This window comes from Ensifer meliloti (assembly GCF_030064585.1).
Lineage (GTDB): Bacteria > Pseudomonadota > Alphaproteobacteria > Rhizobiales > Rhizobiaceae > Sinorhizobium > Sinorhizobium meliloti.
In genome coordinates this window covers 728,924-747,553 of the sequence record NZ_CP120365.1, presented here as the reverse complement: position 1 = coordinate 747,553, position 18,630 = coordinate 728,924, and the positions used below count along the sequence as shown (strand labels likewise).

Annotated in this window: 18 protein-coding genes; 7 read left to right on the top strand and 11 right to left on the bottom strand. The window is 62.3% G+C overall.

Features of this window, described 5'->3' with window-relative positions; translation table 11 throughout:
- Positions 1-41: 41 nt before the first annotated feature.
- Positions 42-869: a class I SAM-dependent DNA methyltransferase gene (locus tag PZL22_RS10630; protein WP_003535118.1), complete on the bottom strand. Its 828-nt coding sequence runs from the start codon at positions 867-869 to the stop codon at positions 42-44.
- 244 nt (positions 870-1,113) lie between these two features.
- Between PZL22_RS10630 and PZL22_RS10625 the strand changes: the two genes are divergently transcribed.
- Positions 1,114-1,839: a DUF2270 domain-containing protein gene (locus PZL22_RS10625; RefSeq protein WP_003535111.1), complete on the top strand. Its 726-nt coding sequence runs from the start codon at positions 1,114-1,116 to the stop codon at positions 1,837-1,839.
- A 119-nt stretch (positions 1,840-1,958) separates the two neighbouring features.
- Positions 1,959-2,663: an SDR family oxidoreductase gene (locus PZL22_RS10620; RefSeq protein ID WP_003535109.1), complete on the top strand. Its 705-nt coding sequence runs from the start codon at positions 1,959-1,961 to the stop codon at positions 2,661-2,663.
- A gap of 140 nt (positions 2,664-2,803) precedes the next feature.
- Here the strand turns inward: PZL22_RS10620 and PZL22_RS10615 are convergent, their stop codons facing one another.
- The 4 genes from PZL22_RS10615 to PZL22_RS10600 form a co-directional block, all read right to left on the bottom strand.
- Positions 2,804-3,070, bottom strand: a complete 267-nt coding sequence (locus PZL22_RS10615) for an usg protein (protein ID WP_003535108.1) — start codon at positions 3,068-3,070, stop codon at positions 2,804-2,806.
- Positions 3,071-3,241: 171 nt separating this feature from the next.
- Entirely contained in the window at positions 3,242-4,072 is an 831-nt protein-coding gene (locus tag PZL22_RS10610) for an ABC transporter permease (protein ID WP_003535105.1), read from the bottom strand.
- A complete protein-coding gene (locus PZL22_RS10605; protein ID WP_003535103.1) occupies positions 4,069-4,872 on the bottom strand; it encodes an ABC transporter permease in 804 nt (267 codons plus the stop codon). The genes PZL22_RS10610 and PZL22_RS10605 overlap by 4 nt, the downstream gene beginning before the upstream one ends.
- A gap of 262 nt (positions 4,873-5,134) precedes the next feature.
- A complete protein-coding gene (locus tag PZL22_RS10600) occupies positions 5,135-5,917 on the bottom strand; it encodes an ABC transporter substrate-binding protein (protein ID WP_003535100.1) in 783 nt (260 codons plus the stop codon).
- Between the two features lie 405 nt (positions 5,918-6,322).
- Here PZL22_RS10600 and PZL22_RS10595 point away from each other — a divergent pair, with 405 nt between their 5' ends.
- Positions 6,323-8,569, top strand: coding sequence for an OmpA family protein (locus PZL22_RS10595; RefSeq protein ID WP_015007657.1), 2,247 nt, complete (start codon positions 6,323-6,325; stop codon positions 8,567-8,569).
- Between the two features lie 114 nt (positions 8,570-8,683).
- Here the strand turns inward: PZL22_RS10595 and mobB are convergent, their stop codons facing one another.
- The 4 genes from mobB to moaA all read right to left on the bottom strand — a co-directional run bounded on the left by mobB (position 8,684) and on the right by moaA (position 12,064).
- Positions 8,684-9,208, bottom strand: coding sequence for a molybdopterin-guanine dinucleotide biosynthesis protein B (mobB, locus tag PZL22_RS10590; protein WP_003535097.1), 525 nt, complete (start codon positions 9,206-9,208; stop codon positions 8,684-8,686).
- Positions 9,205-9,861, bottom strand: coding sequence for a molybdenum cofactor guanylyltransferase MobA (gene mobA / locus PZL22_RS10585; protein ID WP_027989272.1), 657 nt, complete (start codon positions 9,859-9,861; stop codon positions 9,205-9,207). Before mobA ends, mobB begins: the two co-directional genes overlap by 4 nt.
- A gap of 6 nt (positions 9,862-9,867) precedes the next feature.
- Positions 9,868-10,776, bottom strand: coding sequence for a DMT family transporter (locus PZL22_RS10580; protein ID WP_003535093.1), 909 nt, complete (start codon positions 10,774-10,776; stop codon positions 9,868-9,870).
- Positions 10,777-11,014: 238 nt separating this feature from the next.
- Entirely contained in the window at positions 11,015-12,064 is a 1,050-nt protein-coding gene (gene moaA / locus PZL22_RS10575) for a GTP 3',8-cyclase MoaA (RefSeq protein ID WP_003535091.1), read from the bottom strand.
- A gap of 159 nt (positions 12,065-12,223) precedes the next feature.
- Between moaA and PZL22_RS10570 the strand changes: the two genes are divergently transcribed.
- Positions 12,224-12,598 carry a gamma-butyrobetaine hydroxylase family protein gene (locus PZL22_RS10570; protein ID WP_013844515.1) on the top strand — a complete coding sequence of 125 codons (375 nt, stop codon included), beginning with the start codon at positions 12,224-12,226 and terminating at the stop codon, positions 12,596-12,598.
- A gap of 42 nt (positions 12,599-12,640) precedes the next feature.
- On the opposite strand, the gene PZL22_RS10565 is transcribed toward PZL22_RS10570, so the two are convergent.
- Positions 12,641-13,132 (bottom strand): MarR family winged helix-turn-helix transcriptional regulator, encoded by a 492-nt coding sequence (locus PZL22_RS10565; protein ID WP_027994208.1) that lies wholly within the window; start codon positions 13,130-13,132, stop codon positions 12,641-12,643.
- 44 nt (positions 13,133-13,176) lie between these two features.
- Between PZL22_RS10565 and PZL22_RS10560 the strand changes: the two genes are divergently transcribed.
- Positions 13,177-14,094 carry an alpha/beta fold hydrolase gene (locus tag PZL22_RS10560; protein ID WP_003535085.1) on the top strand — a complete coding sequence of 306 codons (918 nt, stop codon included), beginning with the start codon at positions 13,177-13,179 and terminating at the stop codon, positions 14,092-14,094.
- A gap of 95 nt (positions 14,095-14,189) precedes the next feature.
- On the top strand, positions 14,190-14,798 hold the full coding sequence (locus PZL22_RS10555) for a pyridoxamine 5'-phosphate oxidase family protein (protein WP_003535083.1): 609 nt from the start codon (positions 14,190-14,192) through the stop codon (positions 14,796-14,798).
- A gap of 46 nt (positions 14,799-14,844) precedes the next feature.
- Here PZL22_RS10555 and fumC read toward each other — a convergent pair whose 3' ends face one another.
- Entirely contained in the window at positions 14,845-16,236 is a 1,392-nt protein-coding gene (gene fumC, locus PZL22_RS10550; RefSeq protein WP_003535082.1) for a class II fumarate hydratase, read from the bottom strand.
- Positions 16,237-16,734: 498 nt separating this feature from the next.
- On the opposite strand from fumC, the gene PZL22_RS10545 reads away from it, so the two are divergent.
- Positions 16,735-18,630, top strand: coding sequence for a L,D-transpeptidase family protein (locus PZL22_RS10545; protein WP_003535080.1), 1,896 nt, complete (start codon positions 16,735-16,737; stop codon positions 18,628-18,630).

Here is an 18,630-nt window from a genome sequence, read left to right as displayed (position 1 = left end):
ATGTTCCGCCCGACGATAGCCGCGGCCGCAGCAGCCTTCAATCAGGGTTTGAAGCGGGCGATCACCAATTGGCCGGCAATCGGCTCGCCTTCCTCCATGCGCACCGTGATGTCGGTGATGTCGACGATCTCGAACCCGGTCGCCGCCAGGCGTTCGCGCAGGTAGGTCTCCGAGTGGGCGAAGCGCTGGTGCGGTCCGACGGCGAAGCCTTGCCCCGCCGGAGTCTCGTCCGGCAGGCTCTCGCTCGAGAAGATCAGGAGCCCGCCCGGCACCATGTTGTCAACCGCGCCGAAGAACAGCGGCTCCAATGCGCCGATATAGGGCAGGACGTCGGTTGCGGCGATCAGGTCGAACGGTTCGTCGTCATTGTCGTCGAGAAAATCGACCGCCTCTGCAACATAGAGCGTCTCGTAGAGGTCCTTCTCATGGGCGATCTCCACCATGTTTTCCGAAAGGTCCACGCCGGTTATGTCTTCCGCCATGTCGCGCAGCGCACCTCCGGTCAGCCCGGTGCCGCAGCCAAGATCGAGGACGCGCTTGAACGGTCCGAGCCCGAGCGCCTGAATCCGCTGGCGCACGAGCAGTGGCACGCAATAGTGGAGCTGGTCGACGAGAACATTGTCGAAGACGTCGGCGTGCTGATCGAAGAGCGTTGCCACATAGGCGTCCGAAGCCTTGAGCGGCGTCTCGCCGCGGCCCATCGATGCCAGCCGAACGGCGGCACCGCCGTGGTCCTCCGGGTCGATTTCCAGAACTTCCCGATAGGCGGCGGCGGCCGCGTCGAAATGCCCGGACTTCTCCAAGGCAAGCGCGCGGTTATAGGCCTCTGCGAGGGCTTCCTCGTCGATCTTCTTGATTTTCTGCGTCATGGGCGCTTCTTACGACCCCCGGCGGCCTTTGACAATCGCCGGTCGCGGCCGTTCCTGTAAGTGGCCCCCGATTCCTGCGGAGTCATAAGATCTCGCGGCCCGAGGGAGGGTCTCCCGAGTGGGCAGAATAATGGGAACAATCGCCTGCGGCAAAGATTTTGACCAGGTCGGGGCGCGCGGCATTTAACCTTGATCGAAAAGGAGTCATCATTCCTAAAAGAATGAAAAATCCGGAGGAATGCCGATGTCTGCCGAATTGAGCCCGTTGACATTGGAAACGGAGATACCGGAGCGGCAAACGCCGCCTCTGCCGCAGACACCGCAGGAGACGATCAACGCGATCATCCACTATTATCGCGGCGAAATCGGGCGGATGGCCGGTTGGCGGGACCGCATAGACCGAACATCGAACTGGGCGATCACCGTGGTCGCAGCGATGCTTTCGGTTTCGCTCTCGACGCCGTCGTCCCATCACGGTGTCCTTCTCTTCGCCATGCTGCTCATCAGCCTGTTGCTGCTGATTGAAGCGCGGCGTTACCGTTTCTTTGACGTTTATCGTGCCCGCGTGCGCCAGATGGAACGCGGCTACTTCGCGCAGATCTTGTGCCCTGAAGGCACGCCGAGCTTCAGATGGTCGGTGTCGGTCGCCAAGAGCCTGCGCCAGCCGGCTTTCCTGATGGGCTACAGGGAGGCCCTCTGCCGGCGGTTGCAGCGCAATTATTGCTGGATGTACCTGATCCTGCTCCTGGCATGGGCACTGAAGATTTCCTCCCCGAAGATTTCGAGCACGGGAGAGCCCTTCGGCCATGTCCGTTCCTGGGCCGATGTTGCCGAGAACGCCGCTCTCGGTCCGGTGCCGGGCGTTGCCGTGGCGATTGGCGTCGCGCTCTTCTATGCGGTCGTGCTCTACGGTTCCCTCCACAGGGCGACAGGCGCCGGCGAATTGGCTCATGGCGAGGTTCATGTCTGAGACGCTGCGTGCGCCGTTGCGCCGCGTTGCTGATGCCGCCTTCAGAAATTCTCATTTGATGCCGGCGCGCAGGCCTGCTTCAACTGCGCTTCTCTCGGTCATGCCAAAAGGAGCACAAGATGAGCGAACAGAAGGTGGCGATCGTCACGGCCGGCGGTTCCGGCATGGGGGCCGGGGCGGCACGGCGGATGGCGGCAGAGGGCTACAGGGTTGCAATCCTTTCTTCGTCCGGCAAGGGCGAGGCGCTCGCAAAGGAACTCGGCGGTATCGGCGTCACCGGATCGAATCAGTCGAACGACGATCTGAAGCGGCTCGTCGATACGGCCTATGACGCCTGGGGGCGCGTGGACGCGCTGATCAATTCGGCAGGCCATGGCCCGCGGGCTCCGGTGCTCGAACTCACCGACGAGGAATGGCACCGGGGGATGGATGTCTATTTCCTCAATGTCGTCCGGCCGACCCGGCTGGTGACGCCGATCATGGTGGAGCAGAAATCCGGCAGCATCGTCAATATTTCCACCTACGCTGCCTTTGAACCCGACCCATTGTTTCCAACGTCGGGGGTCTTCCGTTCCGGGCTTGCGGCTTTCACCAAACTCTTTGCCGACCGGTATGCCGCCGACAATATCCGCATGAACAATGTTCTGCCCGGCTTTATCGACAGTCTGCCTGAAACGGAGGAACGCCGTCGGCGGATTCCGATGGGACGCTACGGCGCATCGGAAGAGGTGGCCGAGTTGATCGCGCTGCTCGCAAGCGACCGCGGAGGCTATATCACCGGCCAGAACATCCGTATCGACGGCGGCATCACCCGATCCGTCTGACCCATCCGACAACGACGTGCACCGGAACCTGGAGCAGGATGAGGAGAAGTGTGTGCGGTTTTCCGCCCGCATCCCGCTCCAATTTCTTGAATCGATCACGTTCATGTTTTTAGGTCGACCCGACCTGAAAACATCGTGATCTAGTGGACGATAAACTCTCCCTTGAGAGCCCGCCATTCGGACGCCGAGATCAACTTCCGGTGCACATAGCGTACCGAATGCAGCGGGCCGTCCAGCTTCTCCTGCCAGAATTTGAGGAAGCTGTGCATTTCCGGAAAGTCCGGCGCGATGTCGTAGTGTTGCCAGATGTATGTCTGCAGGAAAGCCGGGTGGTCGGGCATCCGATAAAGTATCTGAGCGGTCGTCAGCCCGTAACCCTTGAGCTGCAGTTCCATGTCGTTCGTCATGCGGACCTCACTTTTCACAAAGGTTGGTCTCTATGATGGAGCGCTTGATTGCTTAATCAAGCCTTAATGTAGGTGAATAAAGCGAGAAATCTCTTACAAAAACAACCGCTTGGCAGCATATGACGGCGAGTGCTGCCAAGCTACAGGAATACGGCCTGCGGCCAAACGCGTTTAGCGCTTCAGATGGCGGGTCAGGCGGGCTTCCAGCCAGCCCCAGATGTTGCGCAGCAATTCCACCATCAGCAGATAGAGGATCGCCGCCCAGATATACATCTGGTAGTCGAAGGTCCGGGAGAAAGCGCGCCGCGTCTCACCCATGAGATCGAAGACCGTGACGATCGCCACGATTGCCGAGCCCTTGATCATCAGGATGATTTCGTTGCCGTAGGGGCGCAACGCTACGATCATCGCCTGGGGCAGAATGACCTTGAGGAAGGCTACGCGCTCCGGCAGGCCGAGCGCGGCCGCCCCCTCGCGCTGGCCGCGCGGCACGCTTTCGATGGCGCCGCGCAGGATTTCCGCCTGATAGGCGGCGGTGTTCAGAGTGAAGGTGAAGAGCGCGCAGTTCCAGGCATCGCGGAAGAACCACCACAGTCCAACGGTTTCGAGCTGCGGACGGAAGCTGCCGAGCCCGTAATAGATGAGGAAGAGCTGGGTGATGAGCGGCGTGCCGCGGAAGAAATAGACATAGGCATAGGCGAGCCAGCCCCAGAACCTGTTCTTCGACATGCGCCCGAGCGCCACGGGCAGCGAAAGGACGGCGCCCATGAGAATCGACGAGATGACGAGTGTCAGCGTTACTCCGAGGCCGGAGAGGAAACTCGGTCCGTAGCGGGAGAATTTTTCCGGGTCCCAGCCATTGACGACCGTCAGGAAGATGCCGACGCCGAGCGCCAGCCAGATGCCGAGCGCAATGCTGCCGAAAAAGCGCGAGAAGGTGTAGGGCTTCGGCGGGGAGGGCGGCGGCGCCTGCGGCGGGATCATGGTCTCGGCAATGCTCATCGGCCCGCCTCCGCGCGTTTGGTCGAGCGCTCGAGCGCCGAGAATACGACGGAGGAAATCATCGCCAGGACGAGGAAGAGAACGCAGGCGATGCCGAAGAACTCGAAGGCATGCTTGGTGACGCGCGCCGCGATCCCGGTTTGCCGGAGAATGTCCGGAAGGCCGATGACCGAGACAAGGGCGGTATCCTTGAGCAGCGCCATCCAGAGATTGCCGAGGCCGGGCAGCGCGATTCGGATGAGCTGCGGCAGGATGATGAGGCGCATCGTCTTGCCCCGGTGCAGCCCGAGCGCGTCACCGGCTTCGTACTGCCCGTGAGGAATGGCCTTGAAGGCCGAAAGCAGCACCTCGGAGCAATAGGCCGAAAAGACCACTCCGAGTGCGATCATTCCCGCTACGAAGGCATTGATCTCGACCGCTCCCTCATAGCCGACCGTCGCGAGGAACTGTTGAACCAGGATCTGCAGGCCGTAATAGACGATGAAAAGCGTGAGGAGTTCCGGCAGGCCCCGAAAAATCGTCGTATAGATGTTGCCCGCCAGTCGCAGGGACTTTTCTTCCGATTGCTTGGCGAGCGCGACGAAGAAGCCGATGACCAAGCCCACCGGAAGCGTTGCGACCGCGAGACTGGCGGTGACCAGGAAGCCATAGGCGATTTCATCGCCCCAACCCGCGTCTCCGCATGCAAGTAGCGTTCCCGAGCCGAACCAGCGAAAGATCCCCGCGGGACCGCATAGCGGATCGATGATCGCACCGATCCAGGCGAGACCGGCGGAAAGGGCGGCAAACAGTCCGCTCATGCCAATAATTCCCCGTACCGTTTTTGGCGTCTACTGCATGTTTGCTGTAATCGTAAATAACCAAACGATAAACCATGCAGCAACTTAAAGGGTTACAGCCGCCTTTGCGCACCTATAGGACGCGAGACGCTGTAGACGCTTATTTTCGAGATTCCTTGTCAAACAAAAACGGCGGAAGGGCAAGCCCGTCCGCCGTTGCATTTTTCTCATCAACCGAGATTTTCCCGGCATTAAAGCCGGATACTCGCAGGAAACGCTGCGATTAGCTGCCGTAGACGTCGAAGGGGAAGTACTTTTCGTTGATTTGCTTGTACTTGCCGTTCGCGCGGATGGCCTCTATCGCCTTGTTGAGCTTTTCGCGCAGCGCATCGTCGCCCTTACGGATTGCGATGCCGGCGCCCTCGCCATTGATGACGGGATCGATGGGCAGGGTGCCGAGCAGCTTGCAGCAGGCGCCGTCTTCGGTCTTCAGCCATTCGGAGAGCACGACGACGTCGTCGATGGCTGCGTCGATGCGGCCGTTTGCGAGGTCGAGCTTGTATTCATCCGCGGTCGGATAGAGCTTCACCTCCGACTCCTTCATATGCGCTTCCGCGTAGTTGGAGTGAGTGGTCGAGCCCTGCGCGCCCAGCGCCTTGCCGGAAAGGGCCGCTGCGGTTGCCTCGGTTATCGGTGAATCCTTCGGCACCACGATTGCCGGTGGCGTGTTGTAGTATTTGTTGGTGAAATCGACCTGCTGCTTACGCTCTTCGGTAATCGACATCGACGCGACGATAGCATCGAACTTCTTGGCGATCAGCGCGGGGATGATGCCGTCCCAATCCTGCGTCACGAAGGTACATTCGGCCTTCATCTCTTCGCAAAGCGCCTTCGCGATGTCGATGTCGAAGCCGGTCAGCGTGCCGTCCGACTCGAGATTGTTGAAGGGCGGGTAGGCGCCTTCGGTACCGATCACGACCTTCTCGCCCTCTGCCATGGCAACGCCGGCCATAAGCACGAAAACGGCAGCCGATGCGGTGGCTGCAAGCCGTCTGGAAATACGCATGATGTCCTCTCTGTTGGCTCGGCATCCGGTTCTTCTTGTTTCGCGGATGCCAATTGGCGCCGGGGCTTCAAGCCGCCGGTTGCGGCGATATTCGTACGGTTTTCCTGCAAAAATCAACTGGAAAGCTTTGCTTCCCACTGTTCGACGCGAATCATGTCCTTCGATCGTCGCAGAAGTTGCGCGCGAAGATGAACGGGCCGTTCAGGACCGGTTAATGTCGGCTTCTATAGGCCTTGCAGCGGAACCGATCCGCGGCTGCAGCGTTGCGGCTACGGCATTTCGGCCGAGGCAAAAAAGGCCGGGACCGCGGATCATGGCCCTGTGACGAGGGCGTCATGGTGGGCGAGGCGATTGGAGTCGCGGTTGCACACCAGCGTCAGGACCTCCGAACAAGAGGAAGAAACAATGTCGATACGATCCAGACTTTTCGCAACAGTGGCCTTGCCCGTTCTTTCGGCGTCCCTGATGATCCAGCCGGCCTTCGCTGACAGCCTGACCGCTCCGTTCGAAGTCGCTCAGGAAGGAGAGGGCCAACCGTCGCCCGAGGAGCTGTTGCTGAAGCGGAAGCAGCGCCAGGCCGAGGAGGAATCGCAGGGGCAGGCGGAAGAGCAACAGCCGCAGGCCGAGGAGCAGCAAACGCCGCGCAAGAAGCGCCAGCAGCAGGCTGAAGAGCAGCCGGCAGCCGAGGAGAGTGCTCCGCAGCAGGCCGAAGAAGAGGCTCCGCGGCGCAAGAAGCGCCAGCAGCAGGCTGAAGAGCAGCCGGCAGCCGAAGAGAGTGCTCCGCAGCAGGCCGAAGAAGAGGCTCCGCGGCGCAAGAAGCGCCAGCAGCAGGCTGAAGAGCAGCCGGCAGCCGAAGAGAGCGCTCCGCAGCAGGCCGAAGAAGAGGCCCCCCGGCGCAAGAAGCGCCAGCAGCAGGCTGAAGAGCAGCCGGCAGCCGAAGAGAGTGCTCCGCAGCAGGCCGAAGAAGAGGCCCCCCGGCGCAAGAAGCGCCAGCAGCAGGCTGAAGAGCAGCCCGCGGCCGAAGAGAGCGCTCCGCAGCAGGCCGAAGAAGAGGCCCCCGCGCGCAAGAAGCGTCAGCAGCAGGCCGAAGAGCAGCAGCCCGCAGCCGAGGAGGGCGCGCCGCAGCAGGCCGAGGAACAGGAGCCTACGCGTAAGAGACGCCAGCAACAGGCCGAGGAGCAGCAGCAGACGGACGAACAGAGAGCCGCCGAGCAGCCGGGTGCCGAACCTGAGGGCGGCACGACCGCTGAGCAGCCCGCTACGGAGGCGCCGGCCGAACAGACGGGCGAGGGCGAGCAGCAGCCGGTGCCTGGCGCGGAACCACCCGCAACTGCAGAACAGCAGGGTGAGCAGCCCGCCGGCCAACCGGCTCCCGAAGTCGTCGATGAGCGCTCGACGGAAGAAAGGCAGAAGATCGCTGAGGATCCCGCAGCCTCGGATGATACCGTCGTGCTTCCCGTCGAGAGGGGCGCAGCCGTCCTCGACAGCGACAAGGACGCCGACATCGCAGGCGGCAACCAGTCACGCGAGACCCGACGCAAGCAGCGCGAGGAACTGCGTGCCAAGCAGGAGAGCGTAGAAGTACCGACCGACGATGCGTCGGCACAGGCGGCGATCCCGGCCGAAGCCAGGGAAGAAATTCCGCAGAAGATCGAGGCTGTGCTCAGCGAAGAGGGCGAGCGCGTCGAAGAGGCTCCGACCTTTACAGTGCCGCAGACGACCAACATCATCAACAACACCGTCATAAACAACACGGTGAACAACACGACCGTCAATAACACCACCGAGAACAATGTGACGGAGGTGAGGGTTGTCGAAGAGGTCGACGATCGTGTCATCCTCGGCGTCGGCGATCGCATCTTCGTGCGCGGTGACGACCGGCCGCGTCTGCGCAGGAATTCGGAAGAGAGTTTCTACGAGACTCTTCCGCGGGGCCGCGTCCGCGAGACGATCGTCCGCCCCGGCGGCTATCGGATCGTCACCATCTACAACGAGTACGGAGACATCCTGACGCGCACGCGCGTCGATCGCGGCGGCGAGGAATATGTCATGATGTACGCGCCGGAATATGAAGAAGACCGGCCTACTATCGTCGACGTGGGTTACGATCTGCCGCCGATGCGCCTGTCGATACCGGTGGACGAATATATCGTCGACGTCGCCGAGGATCCGGACCGGGATTACTACGAGTTCCTGTCCGAACCCCCGGTCGAGCCGGTCGAACGCGTCTACACCATCGATGAGGTGCGTCACTCCGCCCGCCTGCGCGACAAGGTTCGCCGTATCGATCTCGACACCATCACCTTCGCGACGGGAAGCGCCGAGGTATCGATGTCGCAGGCGAAGACCATGCGCAACGTCGCGGAGGCAATGAACAAGGTCCTTGAGAAGGATCCGGGTGAAACCTTCTTCATCGAGGGTCACACGGATGCCGTTGGCGCCGACCAGTCCAACCTGGTCCTCTCCGACGAGCGTGCCGAGTCCGTCGCAGTGCTCCTGACCGAGGTCTATGGCATCCCGGCCGAAAACCTCGTCACCCAGGGCTATGGCGAGCGGTTCCTCAAGATCCGCACGGATGGGCCGGAACAGGAGAACCGCCGCGTCACCATTCGCCGCGTGACACCGCTGGTGCGCCCTGTAGCGCAGCGGTAGGGGCAACGAAGCATGCGAACTGACATCGGGGCCGGGAAACCGGCCCCGATTATTTGTGCGTTCTACAGCCCGCCTGTGTGCGCTTGTCTTGGATGGCTGCCGTCCACTCGACCGTCAGTCACGCAGTCCCGTGACCTTCTCGACGAAATCGGCGATCGCCTGCGTGTCGTCCAGGTCGAATACGGGGAGCCCGGTGTCCGCGACCGGGTGATCGGCAGCGATGGCCATGATATGCGGATCGCTCGGAGCGAGCGGTTCGCGATGGGCCGATTCCTCGCGGCGCGCCTCGATTTTCGGGACAGGCTCGCGCTTGTAGCCTTCGATCAGTACCAGGTCGCAGGGGGCAAGACGCGACAAGATCTCTTCGAATGTGGGCTCCGGCGCCCCACGCAATTCATGCATGATTGCGAAGCGCGTCGATGAAACGATCGTTACCTCATGCGCGCCGGCCTCGCGGTGGCGGTAGCTGTCGGCGCCGACCTTGTCGATGTCGAAGTCGTGATGCGCGTGCTTGATCGTGGAGACCATATAGCCGCGCCGGGTCATTTCGCTGACAAGACGGACCATCAGGCCGGTCTTCCCGGAATTCTTCCAGCCGGCGATTCCGAAAATCTTCGGTGGGCGCAAGGGGTCGTTCATGGTTCGCGATCCTCCAGATAGGGCAACCAGGCCTCAGCCTGCCGAAGCTCTTCGGGGGTGTTGATGTTGAAGAAAGGGTCCAGCGGTCCGGCCGCCGTCGGGATCAGGGGAAACTCTACCGCTGCCGATTCGTGCCGCGCAATGAAGGCACGGACGCGCCGCTTTTCGTCCGCATGAATCCACGCCTCAAGATCATCGGCGAGCGCGACGGGCCAGAGCGCGAAAAGCGGATGCATCTCACCGGCCGAGAAAGCGACGGCGATTTCACCCCCGGACGTGATGGCGGTCTTCAGCCGGGCGGCAAGGCTCTTGGGAAAGAGGGGCGTATCGACCGGCACGGTGAGCACATGGCTAGCCCCCGGTGACTTGCGCACAGTATGGCGCATGGCGGCTAGAATGCCGGCCAGCGGGCCGACGAATCCGGGTATGGTGTCCGGCACGACCTCGAGACCAAACGCAGAAGCAGGATCCGGATCGGCATTCAGATTGATGGCGATGCCGGCGACCTGTGGCCGGAGGCGCTCGATCACGCGCGTAAGCATGCTCCTGCCCCCGAGCACGAGTCCTGCCTTCGGGCGCCCCATGCGCGAGGAAAGTCCGCCGGCGAGGATGACTGCCGGAGGGAATGTGGCATGGGAGGGGGCGCCTGTCATCGAGAACTATTCCAGGGGGCCGCCGAGTGCGCGCTGCGCGACCGCCTGCCGGCCGCGCTTGCTCTCGCGATAGAAAGTATAAAGGCCGGAACCGATGATGATGGCGACGCCCGCCAGCATCCAGCGGTCCGGCGTCTCTGCGAAGAAAACGACCCCGAGGGTGACCGACCAGAGAAGGCTCATGTAGCGGAATGGCGCAATGACGGAGATCTCGCCCTCGCGCATCGCGAGTACGATCGTCTGATAGCCGAGCATCAGAAGCACGCTGGCGCCGGCGATGTGGCTGAGAGACGTCGCAGACATCGGTTGCCAGCCACCGAGCGGGACGATGAGGGCCGCACCGACCAGCGTCGTCACGAGTGAGGTCGTCACGGTGATGTACAGCGACGGCACGTCGGTGCCGATGCGGCGGGTGCAGAGGTCGCGGGTCGCGGTGCAGAAGACGCAAGCGACGACGGTGAGGGCCGCCGCGGTGAAGCCCTCGGGACCAGGACGCAATACGATGAGGACGCCGGCGAAGCCTACGACGATCGCCGCCCACCGCCGCCAGCCGACGGGCTCGCCGAGAAACAGCGCGGCGCCGAGCGTGACCGCCAGCGGAAGTGCCTGCATGATCGCCGAAGCGTTGGCGAGCGGGATCTGGCCGAGCGCGGAGATATAGGTCACCGATGCAAGCGCCTCCATGGCGATGCGCAGCAGTATGGCCGGCCTGAAGATCGTCCGAACCGGCCGGAAGGCGCCGAAGCGGTATGCGACTACGACCACCATCAGCGTCGTCAGCAATCCGCGCATGAACATGATCTGGCCTGTATTCATGGCGCCGGTGACCGATTTTACCAGCGCGTCGTTGCAGGCGAACCCGATCATCGCGAGGCACATGAAGACGATGCCGCGGAAATTGGCTGACGAGCGCATTCTCATTCCTGATAGCTTGTGGCCGAACGGCGCGAGCCTTCCCGGCGTGGCGAATCCCTACTGCATGTTCCTTAAATCCTATCCGATTAAAGGACAAAAACATCCAGCAGATCAAAGATCTGAGCGCTGCAAAACCGGTGCGATAGGAGATGTGACATAGAGCCGAGCAAGGCATTGCCGCTTGTTCCTTCGCCCCGCTTGCGGGGAGAAGGTGCCGGCAGGCGGATGAGGGGCAGGCTCACCCCCCGGTGACGCTCATGTGGCGGGCGACGGCGGGGCGGTTGTGCTCGCGGTCGATGATGAAGTCGTGGCCCTTCGGCTTGCGGCCGATCGCCTCGTCGATGACCTGCGCGAGATAGGCGTCGTCGTCGGTGGCGCGCAATGCGGCGCGCAGATCGGCGGCGTCGTTCTGGCCGAGGCACATATAGAGCGTGCCGGTGCAGGTCAGCCGGACGCGATTGCAGCTTTCGCAGAAATTGTGCGTGAGCGGCGTGATCAGGCCGAGGCGGCCGCCGGTCTCCGCGACCTCGACGTAGCGCGCCGGGCCGCCGGTGCGGTAGGGGATGTCGCTGAGCGTGAAGTCGGCCTCGAGCCGCCTGCGCATCTCCGAGAGCGGCAGGTAATGGTCGGTCCTGTCCTCGTCCACTTCGCCCATAGGCATGGTCTCGATCAGCGTCAGATCCATGCCGCGGCCATGCGCCCAGCGCATCAGTTCTGGTATCTCGGCGTCGTTGAAGTCCTTGAGGGCGACCGCATTGATCTTCACCTTCAATCCGGCTGCCAACGCCGCATCGATGCCTTCGAGCACCCTTGCCAATTCGCCCCAGCGGGTGATCTGGCGGAACTTGTCGGGGTCGAGCGTGTCGAGCGAGACATTGATCCGCCGCACGCCGCAATCGACGAGTTCGGCGGCAAATTTCGAAAGCTGCGATCCGTTGGTGGTGAGTGTCAGTTCATCCAGCCGTCCCGCTTCGATCTCCTTGCCGAGTTCGCGAATGAGGAACATGATGTTCTTACGCACCAGCGGCTCCCCGCCGGTGAGCCTCAGCTTGCGCACGCCCTTGGCAATGAAGGCGGAACAGAGGCGCTGGAGTTCCTCCAGCGTCAACAGGTCCTTCTTCGGCAGGAAGGTCATGTGTTCCGCCATGCAATAGGTGCAGCGGAAGTCGCAGCGGTCGGTGACCGAGACGCGCAGATAGGTGACCGCGCGGCCGAATGGATCGACCATCGGGGCAGTCGTGGTGTCGAGCGGTCTGGCGTCGGTCTGGTCTATAGCGGCCGTGTTCAAGTCTTTTCTCCCTGCGCATTCAATGTCGTGGTCAAAAAGGGTCGCGTCAAGGCGCTTCCTGTCGCAAACTGTTTCAAATATCTGGAAAGCCGTCTGCGGACGATTTCCGACCGTTCAATTCTGCTTTACTTGAACGGGGCCGAACACGGAGCAATGACGATGAGCGTATTCTGGCCCACCGAACTGCGGATATCTAGGGATCGCCACCGCCTGTCCGTTACCTTCGACGACGGCGCGGCCTTCGACCTTTCCGCGGAACTCCTGCGGGTCCTCTCGCCCTCGGCAGAGGTGCAAGGACACGGCCCCGGCCAGCGGGTGACGGTCCCGGGCAAGCGCAACGTCCAGATCATCTCGGTCCAGCCGACGGGAAATTACGCGGTGCGAATCGGTTTCGACGATTCGCACGACACCGGCATCTACACCTGGACCTATCTGCGAGAGCTCGGCGAGAAAGGCGAAGAGTTGTTCAAGGCCTATGAGCAGGAACTCGCCGACAAGGGTATGTCGCGCGACAAGCCCGAAAAGCCGCGCTGACGTCTGGCTGCGTCCGGTAACCGCCGACCGGGGAAGCCTCGTTCAGCCTCCCGCCGCCAACTCATCGTCCTTGAGCAAGGTGGCGATGATCCGCTCCATCGACTCGGCGACCTTGACGCAGTCCTCGATCGGCTCCCCGCCGTGCGAACTCTCGATGAGCGCCGTCTGAATTTCCATTGCCTCCTCGGTCAAGGTCCTTCCTGCTGAGGTCAGCGACAGACGCAACACGCGTTTGTCTCTTGCGTCGCCCCGCCTTTCGATGAGGCCGCGCTTTTCGAGCTGCGGCAGCAGCATGCTCATGTTTGAGCGGCCGACGAGCAGCTTGCGTGCAAGCTCCTGCTGGGTGATGCCGTCGAAACGGTAGAGATTGACCAGGATGTCCAGGTGCGGCGGCTTCACATCGAGATGGGTCAGCCGCCGCGTCAATGTCTGCTGCATCAGCTGACAGGCGCGGGCAACGGCGATCCAACTTCGAAAACGAGGATGATCCCAGGGAAAGTGGTGGCTTTCGATCTGTGCTTGCTTTTTGTTCATCGTTGTACAATTATGTTCATGGTTGAACATTAGAAAGCGCCACTATGCCATCCTTTGCGATCAAGGTCATCCGTCTATCGCTTAAGGCCGTTTCCGCGTTTTCGGCCGACAAGGCGGGCAAGTCCGCATTCTGGATATTCTGCCGCACCCCGAGCCGGAAGCCAAAAAACGGCAAGGAGGCGGCGCTGCTCAAAGCGGCAGTCCCGATCATGCAACGATCGCGGAAGGTCACGTTGTCCTTTGCGGGCGGCTGGGCTGCCGCTCGGCATTTCGAACGGCGGATGGGCGGCCGCGGGCCGCGGGTACTGGTCGCGCACGGCTGGGGATCTCGCAGCGACTATCTGGCAACGTTGATCGACGGGCTGCTCTCCTCGGGCGCTGAGGTGGTGGCGCTCGACTTGCCGGGACATGGAGCGTCGCCCGGGCGGACGCTGACCATGCCGCAAGCGGTGAGGGCGATCGATGCGGCGTGGCGCCATTTCGACGGATTCGATGTCGGTATAGGCCATTCCTTCGGCGGCGCGAGCCTTGCTTGCGCGGCCGGGGCAGTGCTCTGCGACGTACCGGCGCGCGTTCCCGGGAAACTGGTCCTGATCGGTGCGCCAAGCGAAATGACATGGCTCTTCAGGGGCTTCGGCCGGACGGTGGGGCTCGCGCCGAAGGCGCAGGCAGCTTTCGAGGGCATGGTGGAGCGGCTCTCCGGGCGTCGCATCGAAGGTTTCGATGCCACCCGCATCCTGGCGGCACTCCGCAAGCCGGTTCTGGTCATCCATGCCGAGGACGACAAGGAAGTCCCTGCCGATCACGCGCGCCGCTACGGCGCTGTCGGACCAAATGTAGAATTGCACTGGGCGAACGGTCTCGGGCATCGCCGCATCGTTTCCGCCGCTCCGGTCATCGAGAGGATCACGGAATTCCTCTGGGAGCGCAGGAAAGAGGCTCCCATGTCAAAAATCGCCTGATGGCGTCATCAGGCCGTCATGCTATTCCTCGAAACGGCGCGCAGAGATCGCGATTTTCGGCGTGGCAGCCGTAGCACCGTTGCAGGAGGGATGAGATGACGATTATCGGAACGGTCGAGGAGTTGCAGGCGCTCTATGGCGGAACGAGCGAGGCATCGATCGTCAAGGTAACCAGTGCACTGACGGCCGAATACAGGGAAATGATCGAAGCCTCGCCCTTCGCAGCGCTCGCCACCGTTGGTCCTGAGGGACTCGACTGTTCGCCGCGGGGCGACGATCAATGCGTCGTCCGCATCGCGGACGACAAGACCGTGCTGATGCCCGACTGGCGCGGTAACAACCGGGTGGACTCGCTTGCCAATATCGTGCGCGATCCGAGAGTGGCGCTGCTCTTCCTCGTGCCCGGATCGAATACGACCATCCGCATCAACGGCACCGCCGTCGTCAGCGTCGACCCTGCCTTGACCGGTTCCTTCGAGGTCGATGGGAAGCATCCGCGCAGCGTCATCGTGGTCACGATCGGCGAGGTCTATTTCCAATGCGCCCGGGCCCTGATCCGTTCGCAGCTCTGGAATGCGGAGCGCTTCGCCGATGCGGCCTCGCTGCCGACGCCCGGCGCGTTGCTGAAAGCTGCCAAGGCCGATTTCGACAAGGAAAGCTACGACCGGGAATGGCCCGGCCGCGCCGCGAAGACGATGTGGTAGGCGGCCGCGGCGGCACCATGTCGAGCCGCGGCCGCATGAAGTGCGATCAGGCCGGGCCGATCATGGTTTCGGGGCGGACGACGGCGTCGAACTCCTCGTCCGTGACGTAACCGCCGCCGACGGCCTCCTCGCGAAGCGTGGTACCGTTCTTGTGGGCGGTCTTGGCGATCTTGGCCGCGTTGTCGTAGCCGATCTTCGGCGCAAGCGCAGTCACCAGCATGAGCGAACGGTCGAGCGCCGCCTTGATGTTGTCCTCCCGCGCCTCGATCCCGACGACGCAATTGTCGGTGAAGGAGATAGCCGCATCGGCGAGCAGTTGCACCGACTGCAGGAAGTTGTACGCCATCAGCGGATTGTAGACGTTGAGCTCGAAGTGGCCCTGGCTGCCGGCAAAGGTCAGCGCCGCATGATTGCCGAAGACCTGGACGCAGACCTGGGTGAGCGCCTCGCACTGAGTCGGGTTGACCTTGCCCGGCATGATGGACGAGCCCGGCTCGTTTTCCGGCAGTGAAAGCTCGCCGAGGCCGGAGCGGGGGCCGGAGCCGAGGAAGCGGATGTCGTTGGCGATCTTGAAGAGCGCGGCGGCGGTGGCGTTGATTGCCCCGTGGCTGAAGACCATCGAGTCGTGGGCGGCCAGCGCTTCGAACTTGTTCGGCGCGGAAGTGAAGCCGATGCCGGTGATGGCAGCGATTTCCTCGGCGACCTTCTCGGCAAATCCGACCGGCGCATTGAGCCCGGTGCCGACCGCGGTCCCCCCCTGGGCGAGCTCGCAAAGGCCGGGGAGCGTCATCTCGATCCGTTTGATCGAGGAGGCGACCTGCGCCGCATAGCCGGAAAACTCCTGCCCCAGCGTCAGGGGCGTTGCGTCCTGCGTGTGGGTGCGGCCGATCTTGATGATGTGATCGAAAGCCTTCACCTTCTCTTCGAGCGCCTTGTGCAGGTGCTTGAGCGCCGGCAGCAGATCGTGGATCACGCGCTCCGCACAGGCGATGTGCATGGCGGTGGGATAGGTGTCGTTCGACGACTGGCTCATATTGACGTGATCGTTCGGGTGAACCGGCTTCTTCGAACCCATGACGCCGCCGAGCAGCTCGATCGCACGGTTGGAAACGACCTCGTTCGCATTCATGTTCGACTGGGTTCCGGAGCCCGTCTGCCACACGACGAGAGGGAAGTGTTCGTCAAGCTTGCCGTCGATCACCTCCTGTGCGGCCTTGACGATGGCGTCGCCGATCGCCGGGTCGAGGCGGCCGAGCGCCATGTTGGCGCGGGCAGCCGCCTGTTTGACGATGCCGAGTGCGCGCACGATTGCCAGAGGCTGCTTTTCCCAGCCGATTTTGAAATTGCCCAGCGATCGCTGCGCCTGGGCGCCCCAATAGCGGTCGCTCGCCACTTCGATGGGGCCGAACGTATCTGTTTCCGTGCGGGTCGATGTCATCGTGATACCTGCTTTCGTCATGCGGTTCATGAAGCCGAGGCGGGGAACCGGGTCCAAGGCCGATCTTACTCCCCGCTGCCGGGCATTTCTCTGCCTTGGCCATGCTGCCTTGTAAAGGGGCCGCGGGGGCTCGGAACACCTACAATCGTTTGAATTGCCGCCGAGCGGCAAGCTCCGACCGGGCATCGCCGACATGGGTTTTCGGCCGGCAGCGATGTGTCCTTTCCGTCACATCCGCAATCTTCCGTTGCGCGTCTTCCTTGTGTCGCAGGGAACATCGGCACCGCGCCCGGCCGGGCAAAGTAGATGCAAATCAGATTTTTAGGCGAAGGGGCATGGCTGAAAACGGATCGCGGCGAGACGCGGGCCGCGGATTCGGGAGGCTTCGTTTCCTTTTCATTCACCATCCTTTTCTATAACTCTCGGAGCACGAGGGCGTGGCGAGAATCTGGCGGCGGCTGCATTCGGCGGCGACGCAATACGGGGACGTTTGTATCTATGAGAATCATCAAGTCGGCAGCGATTGTCACGCTCATGAGTGGCTGTGTGGTTGCAACCATGGATGTGCAGCCGGCGTCTGCAATCACCTTCATGGACTTCATCCGCGGAGGCAAGAAGCGCGACGTGCAGGAGCAGGTGCAGCCTCGGCGGCAGCTTCCCGGCGTGGACATGTTCGCGCCGCAGCGGCTTGATCAGAAGGCGGCGAAGCCACCGCGCATCACCGGCCCGCGCTATTATACCTACAAGGCGGAGCCGCTGCGCCGGATCGCGACGGATCGTCTGGTCGATCCCGTCGTCACCGGCTCGGTGCTCAACGGGGCCCTGCCGCCCATGCTGCGCTCGCCGCTTGCCGACGCGCGCCAGTTTCTTCCGGAAGTCGATGTGCGCGCCCCCGCCGAGGTCGCAAAAGCGGTCGAGACTTTCTACGGCACGCGGACGGATTTCCTGTGGATCGAGGGGACGGGCGTCAGCGGCCGTGCCAAGGCGGCGCTTGGCGTCTTGTCCGACGCTGCGAAGGTCGGTCTCGACCCGCTCGACTACGCCGTCATCGTTCCTCCGGAAGATTTCGACCGCGGCGACATGATCGCCCGCGAGAAGGATCTGGTGCGTTTCGAAATCGCGATGTCCGCGGCCGTGCTCACCTATGTCCAGGATACCGTGCGCGGCCGTATCGATCCGAACAGGATCTCCGGCTATCACGACTTCAAGCGGAAAAACGTCGATCTTCTCGGCTTTCTGGAGAAGATCGAGACAAGCAGTGATGTCGCGGCGCTTGTCGAAAGTCAGAATCCGAAAAGCGCACAATTTACCGCATTGAGGCAGGAACTCGAACGGCTTCGGACGCAGGTGGAAGCCGCGCCACGGGTGGAGATCGCACCGGGGACGTTGTTGAAGCCCGGCGAAAGCAATCCGGAACTCGCGAATGTTATCGCCGGAATCAAGTTGAAAGCTTCGGAAGCGTTGAAGACGGAGCATGCGGTCGTGCTCGCGGCATATGAGGGGACGCCGGACTATACGCCCGAGCTGGTGCCGCTCGTCGAGGCCTTCCAGAAGGAATATGGCCTGAAGGCGGATGGCATTGTCGGGCAGGCGTCGATACGCGCCCTCACCGGCGGCGATACGACCGAAGGGAAGATAGACAAGGTCGAAATCGCGATGGAGCAGGCGCGGTGGTTGCCGGATGGGCTTGGCGACCGCTATGTCTTCATCAACCAGCCGGCCTTCACCGCGTCCTATACGGAACAGGGCACGGAGCAGTTCTCCATGCGCGTGGTCGTCGGTTCCAAGGCCAACCAGACATATTTCTTCCAGGACGAAATCCAGACGGTCGAAGTAAATCCCTATTGGGGCGTGCCGCAGTCGATCATCGTCAACGAAATGCTGCCGAAGCTTAGAAACGACCCGGGTTACCTGGACCGCATGGGTTATCAGGTGGAAGTCGGCGGCCGCGTCGTTCCTTCCACCGCGGTGAACTGGTACGGATCGACGAACTCGATCGCCGTGCGCCAGCCGCCGAGCAGCGACAATGCGCTCGGCGAACTCAAGATCCTCTTCCCCAACGCGCACGCGATCTATATGCACGACACGCCGTCGAAGAGCTTCTTCAAGCGCGACCAGCGGGCGCTAAGCCATGGCTGCGTGCGTCTTGCCGATCCCCGGCGGATGGCGGCGGCGGTTCTGGGCGTAAGTGTCGACGAGGTCGGCATGGAAATATCGGGCGGCCGCAACAAGGCGCTGCCGGTATCCGCCAAGGTCCCGGTCTATGTTTCCTACTTTACCGCCTGGCCGAACAAGGACGGAACCGTCGAGTATTTCGACGACGTCTACGAACGCGATATGTATATGAATCGCGCTTTCGAGGCCACGCGCAAGGCGCGGAGTCTGGAAGGATGA

What these genes read in the sequence shown, in the direction of transcription:
- PZL22_RS10615 (WP_003535108.1), bottom strand. Translation starts at nt 3,070, where the DNA reads ATGACGAACGACATGGAACTGCAGCTCAAGGGTTACGGGCTGACGACC.
- PZL22_RS10620 (WP_003535109.1), top strand. Translation starts at nt 1,959, where the DNA reads ATGAGCGAACAGAAGGTGGCGATCGTCACGGCCGGCGGTTCCGGCATG.
- mobA (WP_027989272.1), bottom strand. Translation starts at nt 9,861, where the DNA reads ATGACAGGCGCCCCCTCCCATGCCACATTCCCTCCGGCAGTCATCCTC.
- PZL22_RS10595 (WP_015007657.1), top strand. Translation starts at nt 6,323, where the DNA reads ATGTCGATACGATCCAGACTTTTCGCAACAGTGGCCTTGCCCGTTCTT.
- PZL22_RS10560 (WP_003535085.1), top strand. Translation starts at nt 13,177, where the DNA reads ATGCCATCCTTTGCGATCAAGGTCATCCGTCTATCGCTTAAGGCCGTT.
- PZL22_RS10545 (WP_003535080.1), top strand. Translation starts at nt 16,735, where the DNA reads ATGAGAATCATCAAGTCGGCAGCGATTGTCACGCTCATGAGTGGCTGT.
- PZL22_RS10625 (WP_003535111.1), top strand. Translation starts at nt 1,114, where the DNA reads ATGTCTGCCGAATTGAGCCCGTTGACATTGGAAACGGAGATACCGGAG.
- PZL22_RS10610 (WP_003535105.1), bottom strand. Translation starts at nt 4,072, where the DNA reads ATGAGCATTGCCGAGACCATGATCCCGCCGCAGGCGCCGCCGCCCTCC.
- PZL22_RS10600 (WP_003535100.1), bottom strand. Translation starts at nt 5,917, where the DNA reads ATGCGTATTTCCAGACGGCTTGCAGCCACCGCATCGGCTGCCGTTTTC.
- fumC (WP_003535082.1), bottom strand. Translation starts at nt 16,236, where the DNA reads ATGACATCGACCCGCACGGAAACAGATACGTTCGGCCCCATCGAAGTG.
- mobB (WP_003535097.1), bottom strand. Translation starts at nt 9,208, where the DNA reads ATGAACGACCCCTTGCGCCCACCGAAGATTTTCGGAATCGCCGGCTGG.
- PZL22_RS10630 (WP_003535118.1), bottom strand. Translation starts at nt 869, where the DNA reads ATGACGCAGAAAATCAAGAAGATCGACGAGGAAGCCCTCGCAGAGGCC.
- PZL22_RS10580 (WP_003535093.1), bottom strand. Translation starts at nt 10,776, where the DNA reads ATGCGCTCGTCAGCCAATTTCCGCGGCATCGTCTTCATGTGCCTCGCG.
- PZL22_RS10605 (WP_003535103.1), bottom strand. Translation starts at nt 4,872, where the DNA reads ATGAGCGGACTGTTTGCCGCCCTTTCCGCCGGTCTCGCCTGGATCGGT.
- PZL22_RS10565 (WP_027994208.1), bottom strand. Translation starts at nt 13,132, where the DNA reads ATGAACAAAAAGCAAGCACAGATCGAAAGCCACCACTTTCCCTGGGAT.
- PZL22_RS10570 (WP_013844515.1), top strand. Translation starts at nt 12,224, where the DNA reads ATGAGCGTATTCTGGCCCACCGAACTGCGGATATCTAGGGATCGCCAC.
- PZL22_RS10555 (WP_003535083.1), top strand. Translation starts at nt 14,190, where the DNA reads ATGACGATTATCGGAACGGTCGAGGAGTTGCAGGCGCTCTATGGCGGA.